Source organism: Rhizobium sp. A22-96, from assembly GCF_053521805.1.
Genome location: NZ_JBNWDQ010000012.1, coordinates 26,307 through 39,965, shown reverse-complemented (window position 1 = coordinate 39,965; position 13,659 = coordinate 26,307). Strand labels below are relative to the sequence as shown.

Here is a 13,659-nt window from a genome sequence, read left to right as displayed (position 1 = left end):
GGGTGCCGGCGACCGGGATGTCGCCGGTTGGAAAGTGAAGGGTCAGACCTTGGCGCCGCGGCGGCCGAGCACGAGAAAGGCGCCAAGGATGGCCGCGGCTGCACCGAGGATATAGACCGCAGCATAGCCGAACTGGCCGGCGATGACGCCCGCCAAAGGGCCGGCAACGCCGTAGGCGATGTCGAGAAAGGCAACGAAAGCACCCATGGCGCTGCCGCGATTGGCGGGCAATACGCGCTTCAGGGCTTCGACGCCGAGCGCCGGGAAGACCAGCGCGCAGCCAAGGCCCGTGACGAGCGCGCCGGCAAGCGCGACCATCTCGATCGGTGCCGCCCAGAGCAGAGCCTGCCCTATAGCCTCGATTGCCAGCGACCAGAAAGCAACTCGGTAGCCGCCGATCCTGTCCGGCAGGTGGCCGAATACTGCGCGCATGAAGATGAAGCCGATGCCAAAAGCGGTCATTACGAGGCCGGCATGCGCCCAGCCGCGCTCCGCGAAATACAGTGACGCGAAGGCCGTAAGGCCCGACAGGCCGACGCCCGACAACATCAGGCCGAGGCCTTCTTTCCAGATCTGCCCGATGACACGGTAGAAGGGCAGACGCGTTCCCGTCGGCGTGGTGTAGGACGAGGCACCCAAGGCGATGGCGGCTGCCATGATCGGTGCGACAATGCAGGCGACCATGGCGGCCTCAAGACCATAGGTCTGATAGAGAATCATGCCGATCGGTGCACCAATGGCAAGGGCGGCGAACATGGCGATCCCTGTCCAGGACATCGATTTGCCGGCGCGTTGCGGCCCGACCGAGGCGATCGACCAGGAGACGCAGCCGGTGACGAACTGGCTCTCGCCGAAACCCGCAACCAGCCGGCCGAGAATAATGACCGCGAGGCTTAATTGTGGGCTCAGGGTCGGCAAGGCGGCGACAAGATAGAGCAAGCCGCCGAAGGCGCAGGTGACCGCACCTTGCAGGGCCGCGCGCCTGCCGCCATGGCTGTCGGTCAACCGGCCCGAATAGCCACGGGTCAGCACGGTTGCGAGGAACTGGATGCCAATGGCAATGCCGACGACCAGGTTGCCGAAGCCAAGCTTGTCATGGACAAACAGCGGAATGACCGGCAGCGGCAGGCCGACGGCAAGATAGCCGCAGAACAGCGCGGCGATGATGCCCGGCGCTGGACGGGAGAGATGGATGGGCGCGCTATCTGCCGGATTCGCGCCGTCGAGGACCGGTGGTGACATGACGGTCTCCTTTCATGCCTGGATGAATTTTGGGTGGTGGCGTGCCGACGGTTGGCGGCACGCCTGGCCCTGTTAGGCCGCTACAGAGTTAGCGAAGAGCTCTGGCCGATAACCGCTGGCCTCGAGCAGATGGTCGCGCGATGCGCTAATCTCGGTGGTCAACTTGTCGAGATCGACATCGAGTAGCTTGCCTCCACGCTTGCGCAACTGGCCGGCGACCATGACGGTATCGATGTCCGCACGCGAAACTGCCTGAACGATGGTGCCGATGGCGTTATTGACCGGGAAGACTGCCACACCGTCGGTGCGGACCATGATGATGTCGGCTTGCTTGCCGGCGGCAAGCGTGCCGATCGACCCTTCGAGTCCGGCGGCGCGGGCGCCGTGGATAGTTGCGGCCTTCAGGACCGCCTCGACCGTGATCGGCGCCGGCACATCCGCTTCACCGCGGAAACGGCGATAGCGCATGGCCGAACGCTGCTGACCGAACAGGGCGTGCATTTCCCCGAACATGTCGCTGCCGAAGGCGGTATCGAGATCGATGCCGATCGCAGGCGTGAGACCGTGATCGATCGCCTGCTGATAGGCGAAGCTTTCGTCATCGAAGCCGAAGAGCGCGTCAGAGCGCGGATTGACTGTCACGTTGACACCGACCTCGGCGAACAGCCTCCAGGTTTCCTGCGGGATGCGCGTGCAGTGATTGAAGATATTGTGCGGGCCGAGCACGCCTTTCTCGGCAAATTCCGGACCGAGCTTTGCGAGATCGCCGATGAATTCGGTGAGAATGCGCATGTCCAGGCTGCGCGCGACCTTCCACCAGTCGAGATTAAGCTGACCGAAGAGCCCGACCTTTACCAGGCCGCCATCATGGTTCCAGTTCGAGGCGAGGCGCTCCAGATCATCCGGCAGATGGGCGGAAGAGGCCTTCTTGTCCATGGCCGGACCGACCATGTGTAGCGCCCGGATGCCGGCGCCGTCTAATGCATCCAGCGCTGCGTCTGTATGTTCGGGGCTGCGGGAGCTGTGGCAGGCATCGATGATAGTGGTGATGCCGGCATCAAGCGAGGCTACTGCCGTCAGTCGGGCGCTCAGATACATATCCAGAGGTCGATAGTGGCTGCCCAGGGTTTCGGCGACCACGCCGATATAGGCGAAGAGGTCGTCGACATCGGGCATCAGCCGTCGCATGACGCCAAGCCATGCGTGGTGATGGGCGTCCACCAGGCCGGGCATGACAATGGTGCCACGGGCATCGATGATCTCGGCACCATCCGCCTTGATGTCGGCACCGATCGCCGCGATGCGATCGCCCTCTACCAGGATGTCACCCGCAGGCATGTTTTCGGCTTTTGCGTCCATTGTCAGGATGGTGCCGCCCTTGAAAAGCGTGCGTCTTGCATTTTGTGTGGTCATGGTCCCATGCCCTTTCGTCTATGGTCAGGAAAGGCTCGGTGGCCTCGGGTGGGACTATCGCTCTGGAACACTCTTGAATTAAGTGCGATTATGTCAGATGCTTCCTGACTAAAAATCAGGAAGCATCGATGCCATTCGATGGGAGAATTTTGTCGGGCGTAAGCGTGCTGGCCGCCGTGATCGAAGGCGGCAGCTTCGTCAAAGCCGCAGGCCTTATCGGCATTACCGACTCCGGAGTGAGCCGCGCGATCGGACGGTTGGAAGCGCGACTTGGCATCCGGCTTCTGGACCGCACCACCCGCTCCGTCATGCTGACTGACGAGGGGCGCCGCTTCTATGAGGAGGTAAAACCGCATCTCGACGCGATCGAGAATGCTGCGGCTGTCGCCTCCGGCGCTTCGTCCGCGGTACGCGGTCGGCTGAGGGTGGATATCGACCCCTTCTTCCTGCCGTTGGTCCTAGCCGGCAAGCTGGGTGGCTTCTGCAACCGCTACCCGGAACTCACCGTCGAATTCGTATCGAGGGAACATGTCGCCGATCTGGTTTCCGAGGGGATCGACCTTGCCGTCCGCTTCGGCCAGCCGCGCCATTCGAGCCTCGTCTCCCGCAAGCTGATCGAGGCGCCGATCCTGACTGTCGCAGCGCCATCCTATCTGGCGCGCCATGGAAGGCCGGGGCATCCCTCCGAACTCGGCGCGCATCGTTGCCTGCAATTTCTCGATCCGCATAGCGGCCAACCGTTCGAATGGGAGTTTGTCGGCGCGCATGAGACGCTATTGGTCGCCACCTCCGGCCCGCTGACCTTCACCGACCCGAAGACAATGCTGGAAGAATGCGTCGCCGGCACCGGCATTGGGCAGATCATCGGCTGGGGTGTTCGCCATCTGCTGGATAGCGGCGAATTGATCGATCTCTTTCCGGACTGGCATGGGGAACGCTTCCCTCTCTATGCTTATCATCCCTCACGCAAGCATCCGCCTGCCAAGGTTCAGGCCTTTCTGGATTTCTGCGTCTCGGTCATCCAGCGGCTCTAGCCTATCCCGCAAAGATCATTCCTTCTCAGCTTTGATCCATGCTCGGTTCCCAGCCACGGGTCATGCCTTTGCTCATGCATGCGGAGGCAAGCGAAAGCTGGTAGCGAAGATGCTGAATGCGCTCCACAAGGTCGCCGATCGCGGCTCGCGGATCTCCATCATGGGCGGCCAGGATCGCCTCGACAGGATCGAACTCCACGTCTTCAACAGCTTGAGCAGTTTCGGCACTCATAGGACGCACATCTCCGTTCCGCCGACCGATGGCGGTACTCATCGTCAAGCTGTCGGTCGATCTCAGGCGGCGTTTAGATCGGCGATTTCGCCGTGCTTTGCCAGAAGGCGAGGGGCCGTCATGTCGCCGGTCTCGTCATCGACCATGACCGCATAGGCGGCCACGCCGATAAAGCGTTCCGACATGGCCGAAGCAATCTTCTCGGCGCTCACGGCATTGGATGCCTGCCGCATTTCGCCGGGAACGAGATTTCCGCGGTTTTTCTTGTACGGCAGGATGATGAATTTTTCGGCGGTTGCCATGGTATTTTCCCTGATTTGTTCCTATTATGTTCTTGATCAGGGAGAAGTCAAGCTGAAGTTCTGGCGCGGTTCAGACTCTTACGCCAGATCCCGGTTTGACGCAGTGCCTTGTCAGACTTCCATGATCTCTTCAAAGGACTCGGGGAAAGTTTCGCGCGCCACCTTCTCGTTGATGACAAGCATCGCCTCATAAGAGGTTGGATCGAAGTCCTTATCTGCCGCCATGACCTCGCGCCCAAAGAACAGGTTCAGGCGTGCAGCATCCAGGTTGCCGCGTGCAAAGGGCTCGGGTCCGAAATAGTGCCAGAGCGCGTGCAGGAATGCCGCATCGATCCGATGTTCCAGCGAGCCCTGTCGTGCGCGGCGCGGCAGGCTCTTGATCGGCGTCACGCCCTTGTGGTTTGCGCGGCGAATGGTGAATTGGACGCCTGTCCCCGGCATGCCTGACGGAAAGCCGCGATATTTGATCATGTCGGAAATCTTGGTCATCGCTCTTGTTCCTCCCTCGCTATGGGATCGCGCCGGTGTTTCTTTCGATGCCAAGGAAAGGCAATGGAGGCAATCATGCGGCCTCCATCCGTCGTCATTCCATTGACCCGTCCACCCTCAAGGATTTGGCGAGCGAGCCTGAAACACCGTTGCCGACATCGTCGATTTGAAATCCGACATAGGCCATATCGACTCCACCGTGCAAGAGCGCGGTGGCCGGATACATCTGCATTGGTCCAAATGCACCACCCAGCGCGACTATCCTGCTTCTGCCAGGCAAAGCTGCGGGCCTGAACGGCTGCTCCGGCCGCCGCGATTGTGCCCTCCGGGAAGCGGCTATTTTCCGTCAGTGCCTGCCGGTCGTTGTGCAGCAGTCTTCGGTCCTGTTGCCTGCAGATCCGCCTCATCAGCGAGAATGGCGGCCGCCTCGTTCAGGAGAACGTCCTTTGCGCTCTTGCGGGCTTTTTCAATGGCGATATCGGCACTCAGGCTACGTTCGTTGGCCTGCAGGCCGTCGTCTTCACTGGTGTCAACGCCATCGTTTATCTGCTCGCGCGACTTCAGCCGTTTTGCCTGAGCGGCCATTTCGTTACGACGCTCGGTTTCATTGAGGGAGATCACGCCTTTTTCGCGCTGGGCCTTCAGTTCGGCAACATCCTGCACAAAGCGCTGAAAATCCGGATCGTTCTGTACGCGGGCGTCGTGGCGGCTCTGCAGCTGCGGCAGAACTGCCTTTATATCACCGTCAGGCACATAGTTTGCGGGTTTGACCTGCGTCCACGGCAGCGCATTGTCATAGCTCGACTCGCCAAATGTCTTGGGGTCCGAGAGAGCCGGGAAGCTGATGTCAGGCGTGACGCCGCGCAGCTGTGTGGTGCCACCATTGACGCGGAAGAACTGGGCAACCGTCAATTTCAGCTCGCCGAATTTCGGCTTGGCGTTATGAGCCACCTGGTCAAGATTGACCACCGTCTGCACGGTGCCCTTACCGAAACTGGGCTCTCCGACAATCACGCCGCGGCCATAGTCCTGTATCGCGGCGGCAAAAATCTCAGAAGCCGAGGCCGAACCGCGATTGATCAACACGCCCATCGGGCCAGTCCAGGCCGGCTGGGCGAGATCGTCGCTCTCAACATCGACCTTGCCGCTTGCATCGCGTTGCTGAACGATCGGGCCCTTGCCGACGAACAGGCCCGTCAGATCGATCGCTTCGGAAAGCGAGCCGCCGCCATTGTTGCGCAAGTCGACCAGAACGCTGTCGACATTGTCCTGCTTCAGCTCTGTCAGAAGCTTGGCGACATCGCGGCTTGCGCTTCTATAGTCCTTGTCGCCTTTTCGGCGCGCTTCGAAGTCTTCATAAAACGCCGGCAGGGTAATCACCCCGACTTTGCGTGTGGCGTCGCCATCCTTTACCGACAGGATGGTCTTCTGGGCAGCCTGCTTTTCGAGGCTGATCTTGTCGCGCACCAGGCTGATGATGCGATGCTTGGCGTCCGGCCCGGCATCCGCTGGCAAGATGTCGAGGCGGACGACGGAATCTTTCGCGCCGCGTATCATCTGCACGATTTCATCGAGGCGCGTTCCCACGACTTCCTTGATGGGGCCAGTCTCACCCTGACCAACACCGGTGATGCGATCACCGACAGCAAGCTTGCCGGACAATTGCGCCGGGCCGCCCGACACGAGCTCGCGGATGGTCGTGTAGTCGTCTCGCTCCTGCAATACCGCGCCGATGCCGACCAGCGACAACTTCATGGAGATGTCGAATTCAGCCGAGGCGGTCGCGCCGAAATAGTCGGTGTGCGGGTCGACCGATGTGGTGTAGGCGTCCATGAACGACTGGAACACATCGTCGCTCTTGTACTTGTAGGCGCGCTCGAGGGAGTTCTGGTAGCGCTTGTCGAGCGTATCGCGAATGGCGTCGTCAGCCTTGCCCGCCAGCTTCAGGCGCAGCCAGTCGCTCTTGACGCGCTTGCGCCAGAGATCATTGCTCTCCGCCTCGGATTGCGGCCAGGGCTGCTTGTCGCGCTGCAGGGAATAATCTTCCTTCACGCTGAAATCGAAGCCCTTTTTGAGCAGGCTGCGGGCGTAGGTCATGCGGTCGACGACGCGCTGCTCATACAGGTTGAAAATGGAAAACGGGATCTGCAGATCTTCCTGGTTCATGGCGTCGTCAATCTTGGTGCTGACGGTCATGAACTTGTCGATATCCGCCTGCACGAACAGGACGCGGTCCGGATCCAGAGACTTGATAAACCGGTTCATCACCTTGACCGACAGGGCATCATCAAGCGGAACCGGCCTATAGTGGAAACGCGTGAGAAATTGCGCACTCAAATGGGCGGCCTGCCCCTGCTGCGGCAGCGGCGTCAAAACGGGCGGTGAACCGGCTTCCAAGGCATATGCCGACGGAGCAATTGCCAGAAACGCAAAGAGGAAACCATGTTGTATACGCATTGAGCTTTGATCCGATTCTCAACGTTGAGCTTTTTATGTCTGATGTTGGTGTAACAATTATGGTTTTTTGGCAACCGGAAGGACGTATTTCGTCTGTAAAGTTTTCCGGAAAGGCAGATCAGAGGGCTTCTGCGCATGCGACTGATCAGCCTGGCGCGGAGTAAGGCCGCCCCTGTTTGTCGGGTGTCCTGTAAATACTATGCCCTCCCCGGCGGTTCACATCGGGGAGGGCACGGCTTGTTGAGAAAAGCCGAGGAGCTCGACTATTTCTTCGCGTCGGCCCAGCTCTTGACCAGCTCATCGTAGTTGACGGTCACGGGCTTTTCTTTCTCGGTCGCGATCTTCAGCTGCGGAGCGAGATGGCCGTTCTTGACGGCATCGGCGTTCCAGTAAGCGAGATCATGCTCTTCGGCGAGCTTCGGACCGATGTCGCCCTGAACGCCGGCGCGTTCCAGGCGCTGCATGACCTTTTCCTGGTCGGCGCAAAGCGCATCCATGGCGCCTTGAGCATTCTTGGCGCCCGATGCGGCATCGCCGATCGCCTGCCACCAGAGCTGCGCCAGCTTCGGATAGTCCGGAACGTTGGTGCCGGTCGGCGACCATTGCACGCGGGCCGGCGAGCGATAGAACTCGATCAGACCGCCCAGTTCCGGCGCACGCTTGGTGAAGCTCTTGTCGCGGATGGTGGATTCGCGGATGAAGGTGAGGCCGACATGGCTCTTCTTCACGTCCACCGTCTTCGAGGTCACGAACTGCGCATAGAGCCATGCGGCCTTGGCGCGGTCGACCGGCGTCGATTTCATCAGCGTCCAGGATCCGACGTCCTGATAGCCGAGCTTCATGCCTTCCTTCCAGTAGACGCCGTGCGGCGAGGGTGCCATGCGCCACTTCGGCTTGCCGTCGGCATTCATGACCGGCAGGCCGGGCTTGACCATGTCGGCGGTGAAGGCCGTGTACCAGAAGATCTGCTGGGCGACATTGCCCTGTGCCGGAACCGGACCGGATTCAGAGAAGGTCATGCCCTGGGCTTCCGGCGGTGCATAGGCCTTCAACCAATCGAGATATTTCTGGATGGAATAGACGGCAGCTGGGCCGTTGGTATCGCCGCCGCGGGCGACGCAGGAGCCGACCGGACGGGAGTTGGCATCGACCTTGATGCCCCATTCGTCAACCGGCAGGCCGTTCGGCAGGCCCTTGTCGCCATTGCCGGCCATGGAGAGCCAGGCATCGGTAAAGCGCCAGCCGAGCGATGGGTCCTTCTTGCCATAATCCATATGGCCGTAGACCTTCTTGCCGTTGACGTCGCGGCCGGTGAAGAATTCGGCGATATCCTCATAGGCCGACCAGTTGACCGGCACGCCGAGCTCATAGCCGTACTTGGCCTTGAAATCGGCCTTGTTCTTCTCGTCGTTGAACCAGTCGTAGCGGAACCAGTAGAGGTTGGCGAACTGCTGGTCGGGAAGCTGGTAAAGCTTCTTGTCAGGCGCGGTGGTGAAGCTGGTGCCGATGTAGTCAGGGATATCGATGCCGGGATTGGTAACATCCTTGCCTTCACCGGCCATCCAGTCGGTCAGATTGCGCACCTGCTTGTAGCGCCAATGGGTGCCGATGAGGTCGGAATCGTTGACCCAGCCGTCATAGAGGTTCTGGCCGGTCTGCATCTGTGTCTGGATCTTTTCGACGACGTCGCCTTCCTGGATGACGTCGTGGGTGACCTTGATGCCGGTGATGGCGGTGAAGGCCGGTGCCAGAACCTGAGATTCATACTGGTGTGTCGTCAGGGTTTCCGAAACGACCTTGATTTCCATGCCCTGGAAGGGCTTGGCCGCGTCGATGAACCACTGCAATTCCTTTTCCTGGTCGGCGCGCGAAAGCGTCGAGAGATCGCCGATCTCCTTGTCCAGGAATTGCTTGGCCTCGTTCATGCCGGCATGAGCCGCGCCGGCCAAGGCCAGCAGAGCGACAGCCGTCGTCGTCAAGAGATGTCTTCGCATAAATTCCTCCCTACAGGTTGCGAATATCATTCAGGCGGCCAGACCCCCCGGCCTCCGTACCAGTTTGCTTCAGACCAGACGGAAGACGCCGATGGCGTAGACCACGGAAAGAGCAAGAGCCCACCACAGGCTAGGGCCTCCCAGGCCCAGCCAGGCGATGTGGATGAAAGCGGCGCCAAGCAGTGAAATGAACAGCCGGTCGCCGCGTGTGGTTTCGAAATGCAGGATGCCGACGCGCGGATTGCCGCCGGGCGAAACATATTCCCATACCGCCATGCCGATCAGCAGCACGAAGATCGTCGCGAAGAACAAGGCTGTCGGCAGCGTCCAGGCCATCCAGGAAAAATCGGTGTTCATGACGGTTTCCCTTCAGACGCGGCCGAGCGCGAAGCCCTTGGCGATGTAGTTGCGGACGAAATAGATGACGAGCGCGCCGGGGACCAAGGTGAGCACGCCGGCGGCGGCAAGCAGGCCCCAGTCCATCCCGGCGGCCGAGACGGTCCGCGTCATGATGGCGGCGATCGGCTTGGCGTCAGTCACCGTCAGGGTGCGGGCAATCAGCAGCTCCACCCAGGAGAACATGAAGCAGAAGAAGGCGGCGACGCCGATACCGCTTGCGATCAGCGGAATGAAGATCTTGATGAAGAAGCGCGGGAATGAATAGCCGTCGATATAGGCCGTTTCGTCGATCTCCTTCGGCACGCCGGACATGAAACCTTCGAGGATCCAGACCGCCAGCGGCACGTTGAACAGGCAATGCGCCAGCGCCACGGCGATATGGGTGTCGATCAGGCCGAAGGCGGAATAGAGCTGGAAGAAGGGGAGCGCAAAGACAGCCGGCGGCGCCATGCGGTTCGTCAACAGCCAGAAGAACACATGCTTGTCGCCGAGGAAGCGGTAGCGCGAGAAGGCATAGGCAGCCGGAAGGGCGCAGGCGACCGAGATCACCATGTTCATGACGACATAGGTGATCGAGTTGATATAGCCCTTGTACCAGGACGGATCGGTGAAGATGATCGTGTAATTACGCAGCGTCGGCTGGTGCGGATAGAGTGTCAATCCGCCGATAATCTCTTCGTTCGTCTTGAAGCTCATGTTGATGAGCCAATAGATCGGCAGCAACAGGAAGATGATGTAGATCGCTGGCACGAGCCAGGACCAACGCCCCTTTTCGCTTCGCCGGTGAGCAACCTGGGTACCGGTTGTATTCGCGGCTGAAGTGCTAGGCGCCGTCATCGTCTGTATCGCGGCATCTCCGGCCGTGGTGGACATCGATTTGCCGCTCATCGGCTTGCCCCCGCATCGTAATTGGTCATGACGGTGTAGAAGACCCAGGACAGAAGCAGCACGATCAGGAAGTAGACGAGCGACATGGCGGCCGCCGGACCGAGGTCGAACTGGCCGAGCGCCATCTTCACGAGGTCGATCGACAGGAAGGTCGTCGAATTGCCGGGGCCGCCGCCGGTGACGACGAAGGGTTCGGTATAGATCATGAAACTGTCCATGAAGCGCAGCAGCACTGCGATCAAAAGCACTCGGTTCATCTTCGGCAGCTGGATGTAGCGGAAGACGGACCAGCGGGAGGCGCCGTCGATCTTGGCGGCCTGGTAGAAGGCGTCGGGAATAGAGGCGAGGCCGGCATAGCAAAGCAGCACGACAAGGCTGGTCCAGTGCCAGACATCCATCAGGATGATCGTCGCCCAGGCGTCGACCGGATCGGAGACGTAATTGTAGTCGATGCCGATATTGACGAGGACATAACCCATCAGTCCGATGTCGCTGCGGCCGAAGACCTGCCAGATCGTTCCGACGACGTTCCACGGGATCAGAAGCGGCAGCGCCATCAGCACCAGGCAGATCGGCACGCCGACGCCTTTCTTCGGCATGTTGAGGGCGATGAAGATGCCGAGCGGCACTTCGATCGCCAGGATGACGAAGGAGAAGATCAGGTTGCGGAACATCGCATCCCAGAAGCGCCCGGACTGCAGGATCTGCTCGAACCATTGCGTCCCCGCCCAGAAGAAGACGTTGTTGCCGAAGGTATCCTGCACGGAATAGTTCACCACGGTCATCAACGGGATGACGGCGGAAAAGCCGACCAGCAGCAGGACGGGAATGAGCATGAACCAGGCTTTGTTGTTCCAGGTCTTGTCCATGATCAGGCTCCCATCTCGACGCGCCAGGAGTTGGCATAGATGTTGATGCCGGCGGGATCGAAGGCGATATGCGGCTCGGCCGGCACCACCTGATCCTCGCCGATGACGGCGACGATATCCTGCCCGTCGAGCTTGGCGCGGACCACCTTGCGCCGGCCGAGGTCTTCAACCTTGGTGACGGTGGCGGGAATGCCCTCGCGGCCGATGCGGACGAATTCGGGACGGATACCGAGCTCGGAATGCCCCTCGCGCTTCTCCACGGGGGCACCGGGCAGCGCGATCGTGCGGTTGCCGAGCCGAGCGTTTCGGCCGTCGATTTCAACCGGCATGACGTTCATACCCGGCGAGCCGATGAAGTAGCCAACGAAAGTATGGCGCGGGCGCTCGAACAGGTCGTTCGGCGTGCCGATCTGCACCACCTCGCCATTGTACATGACAACAACCTTGTCGGCGAAGGTCAGCGCCTCGGTCTGGTCGTGGGTGACGTAGACCATGGTGAAGCCGAAGCGGCGGTGGAGCTGCTTCAGCTGCGAGCGCAATACCCATTTCATATGCGGGTCGATGACCGTCAGCGGCTCGTCGAACAGGATGGCGTTGACGTCGGGGCGCACGAGGCCGCGACCGAGAGAGATCTTCTGTTTGGCATCGGCCGTCAGGCCACGGGCCTTGCGGTGAGCGCTGTCGGAAAGGCCGATCATCTCGATGATCTCATCGACCTTGCGCTTTACCTCGGCCTCGGGAACATGCCGGTTGCGCAGCGGGAAGGCGAGATTGTCGTAGACGGTCATCGTGTCGTAGACGACCGGGAACTGGAAGACCTGGGCGATATTGCGCTCCTGGGTCGACAGCCGGGTGACGTCCTTGCCATCGAACAGGATGCGACCCTCGGAGGCCTGTACCAGACCGGAAACGATGTTGAGAAGCGTGGTCTTGCCGCAGCCCGAGGGGCCGAGCAGCGCATAAGCGCTGCCGTCCTCCCAGCTGTGGTTGACTTCCTTCAGCGCGTAGTCCGCATCCGATCTGGGATGGTCGTTATAGGCGTGCCTGATATGGTCGAGGTCGATGCGTGCCATTGACGATGTCTCTCCTCAGGCGGCGTGTTGCAGGTCGGGAGCGACGGCGGCGCCATCGGTGTCGAAGACCATGATATGGCGCGGGTCGATATAGACATTGATTGCATCGTCGACATCGAGGTGCTGGACGCCCTGGGTGAGCATGACCCAGCGGCGGCCGGAAAAATCGAGATGGATGAAGCTTTCCGAGCCGGTGATCTCGGTGACGGTGACCTTCGCCGGTGCGGCGACGGCTTCCGGGGTCTGTGGCGCAAGTGCCAGATGGTGCGGCTGGAAGGCTATGGTGTAGCGGCCGTCCGGCTGATCTTCGAGGCCTTGCGGCACGGGCAGGCGGATATTGCCGTCGAGCACGAGCTCTTTGCCGCGCTTGTCTGGCATGATCGTGTTCAGCGGCGGATCGGCGAAGGTTGTCGCGGTGATCAGGTCCTTCGGATTGCGGAAGACCTCGATCGTCGACCCGAATTGCGTGATGCGGCCTTTCGAGAGCGTCGCGGTATTGCCGCCAAGGAGCAGCGCTTCGGATGGCTCGGTGGTGGCGTAGACAAAGATGGCGCCGGATTCGGCGAAGATCTTCGGCAGCTCGGCGCGCAGCTCCTCGCGCAGCTTGTAGTCGAGATTGGCAAGCGGCTCGTCGAGCAGCACCAGCCCGGCCTTCTTGACGATGGCGCGGGCAAGGGCGGTGCGCTGCTGCTGGCCGCCGGAAAGGCTGAGCGGCAGGCGATCGAGGAAGGGGCCGAGCCGCAGGATGTCGGCGGCTTTCTTCACTTCCCGGTCTATGGTTTCAGCATTTGCGCCGCTCAGGCGCATCGGCGAGGCGATGTTGTCGTAGACGGTCATGGCTGGATAGTTGATGAACTGCTGGTAGACCATGGCGACGTTGCGGCGTTGTACCGGTACGCCGGTGACATCCGTGCCATCGACATGAATCGTGCCCGTGGTCGGCTTGTCGAGGCCAGCTATCAGTCGCATCAGCGACGTTTTTCCCGAAAGCGTCGGCCCAAGCAGCACATTCAGCGTGCCGCGCTGCAGCGTCAGGTTCGTCTCCGCAATATGCGTCTCGCCGCTAACCGACTTTGACACGCCTCTTAGTTCAAGCACGATATGCTCCCCTCTGTGCATCGCGTAATAGCGATGCTGCGACGGATTATCGACCATAAGGCCGCTTGCTGCTTATTGAGTAACGTCCGGAAGAGCATCTCCCGGCCGGATCGCTCCTATTTCACCAAGCAATTTCTGCTGACGAGACGGGTTTCGGCGTTGGTGCCGA

At 60.6% G+C, this 13,659-nt stretch carries 13 protein-coding genes; 1 reads left to right on the top strand and 12 read right to left on the bottom strand.

From position 1 onward, the window contains the following. Window positions 1-42: 42 nt before the first annotated feature. Together ACQZ6F_RS33115 and ACQZ6F_RS33110 are read right to left on the bottom strand one after the other, a co-directional pair. Window positions 43-1,242, bottom strand: a complete 1,200-nt coding sequence (locus ACQZ6F_RS33115) for an arabinose transporter (protein ID WP_449096261.1) — start codon at window positions 1,240-1,242, stop codon at window positions 43-45. Between the two features lie 72 nt (window positions 1,243-1,314). Further along, on the bottom strand, window positions 1,315-2,655 hold the full coding sequence (locus ACQZ6F_RS33110) for an amidohydrolase family protein (protein ID WP_449096262.1): 1,341 nt from the start codon (window positions 2,653-2,655) through the stop codon (window positions 1,315-1,317). 128 nt (window positions 2,656-2,783) lie between these two features. On the opposite strand from ACQZ6F_RS33110, the gene ACQZ6F_RS33105 reads away from it, so the two are divergent. After that, entirely contained in the window at window positions 2,784-3,689 is a 906-nt protein-coding gene (locus ACQZ6F_RS33105; protein ID WP_449096263.1) for a LysR family transcriptional regulator, read from the top strand. Between the two features lie 25 nt (window positions 3,690-3,714). On the opposite strand, the gene ACQZ6F_RS33100 is transcribed toward ACQZ6F_RS33105, so the two are convergent. From ACQZ6F_RS33100 to ACQZ6F_RS33055, 10 genes are all read right to left on the bottom strand, one after another. Further along, the gene (locus ACQZ6F_RS33100) at window positions 3,715-3,921 is read right to left on the bottom strand and encodes a dehydrogenase (protein WP_449096264.1); all 207 of its coding nucleotides are present in this window, start codon (window positions 3,919-3,921) and stop codon (window positions 3,715-3,717) included. 62 nt (window positions 3,922-3,983) lie between these two features. Then, window positions 3,984-4,223, bottom strand: a complete 240-nt coding sequence (locus ACQZ6F_RS33095) for a hypothetical protein (RefSeq protein WP_068394662.1) — start codon at window positions 4,221-4,223, stop codon at window positions 3,984-3,986. Window positions 4,224-4,334: 111 nt separating this feature from the next. Then, window positions 4,335-4,712, bottom strand: a complete 378-nt coding sequence (locus ACQZ6F_RS33090) for a hypothetical protein (RefSeq protein WP_077470998.1) — start codon at window positions 4,710-4,712, stop codon at window positions 4,335-4,337. 336 nt (window positions 4,713-5,048) lie between these two features. Further along, window positions 5,049-7,169 (bottom strand): carboxy terminal-processing peptidase, encoded by a 2,121-nt coding sequence (locus tag ACQZ6F_RS33085; protein ID WP_449096265.1) that lies wholly within the window; start codon window positions 7,167-7,169, stop codon window positions 5,049-5,051. A gap of 263 nt (window positions 7,170-7,432) precedes the next feature. Continuing rightward, complete coding sequence (locus ACQZ6F_RS33080) at window positions 7,433-9,163, bottom strand: ABC transporter substrate-binding protein (RefSeq protein ID WP_449096266.1); 1,731 nt, start codon at window positions 9,161-9,163, stop codon at window positions 7,433-7,435. Window positions 9,164-9,232: 69 nt separating this feature from the next. Further along, the gene (locus tag ACQZ6F_RS33075) at window positions 9,233-9,520 is read right to left on the bottom strand and encodes a DUF2160 domain-containing protein (RefSeq protein ID WP_449096267.1); all 288 of its coding nucleotides are present in this window, start codon (window positions 9,518-9,520) and stop codon (window positions 9,233-9,235) included. A gap of 12 nt (window positions 9,521-9,532) precedes the next feature. Next, on the bottom strand, window positions 9,533-10,399 hold the full coding sequence (locus ACQZ6F_RS33070) for a carbohydrate ABC transporter permease (protein WP_246662612.1): 867 nt from the start codon (window positions 10,397-10,399) through the stop codon (window positions 9,533-9,535). Between the two features lie 47 nt (window positions 10,400-10,446). Continuing rightward, window positions 10,447-11,319: a carbohydrate ABC transporter permease gene (locus tag ACQZ6F_RS33065; protein ID WP_449096268.1), complete on the bottom strand. Its 873-nt coding sequence runs from the start codon at window positions 11,317-11,319 to the stop codon at window positions 10,447-10,449. 2 nt (window positions 11,320-11,321) lie between these two features. Then, window positions 11,322-12,392, bottom strand: coding sequence for an ABC transporter ATP-binding protein (locus ACQZ6F_RS33060; RefSeq protein ID WP_449096269.1), 1,071 nt, complete (start codon window positions 12,390-12,392; stop codon window positions 11,322-11,324). Window positions 12,393-12,407: 15 nt separating this feature from the next. Further along, a complete protein-coding gene (locus tag ACQZ6F_RS33055; RefSeq protein WP_449096270.1) occupies window positions 12,408-13,490 on the bottom strand; it encodes an ABC transporter ATP-binding protein in 1,083 nt (360 codons plus the stop codon). Window positions 13,491-13,659: the final 169 nt, after the last annotated feature.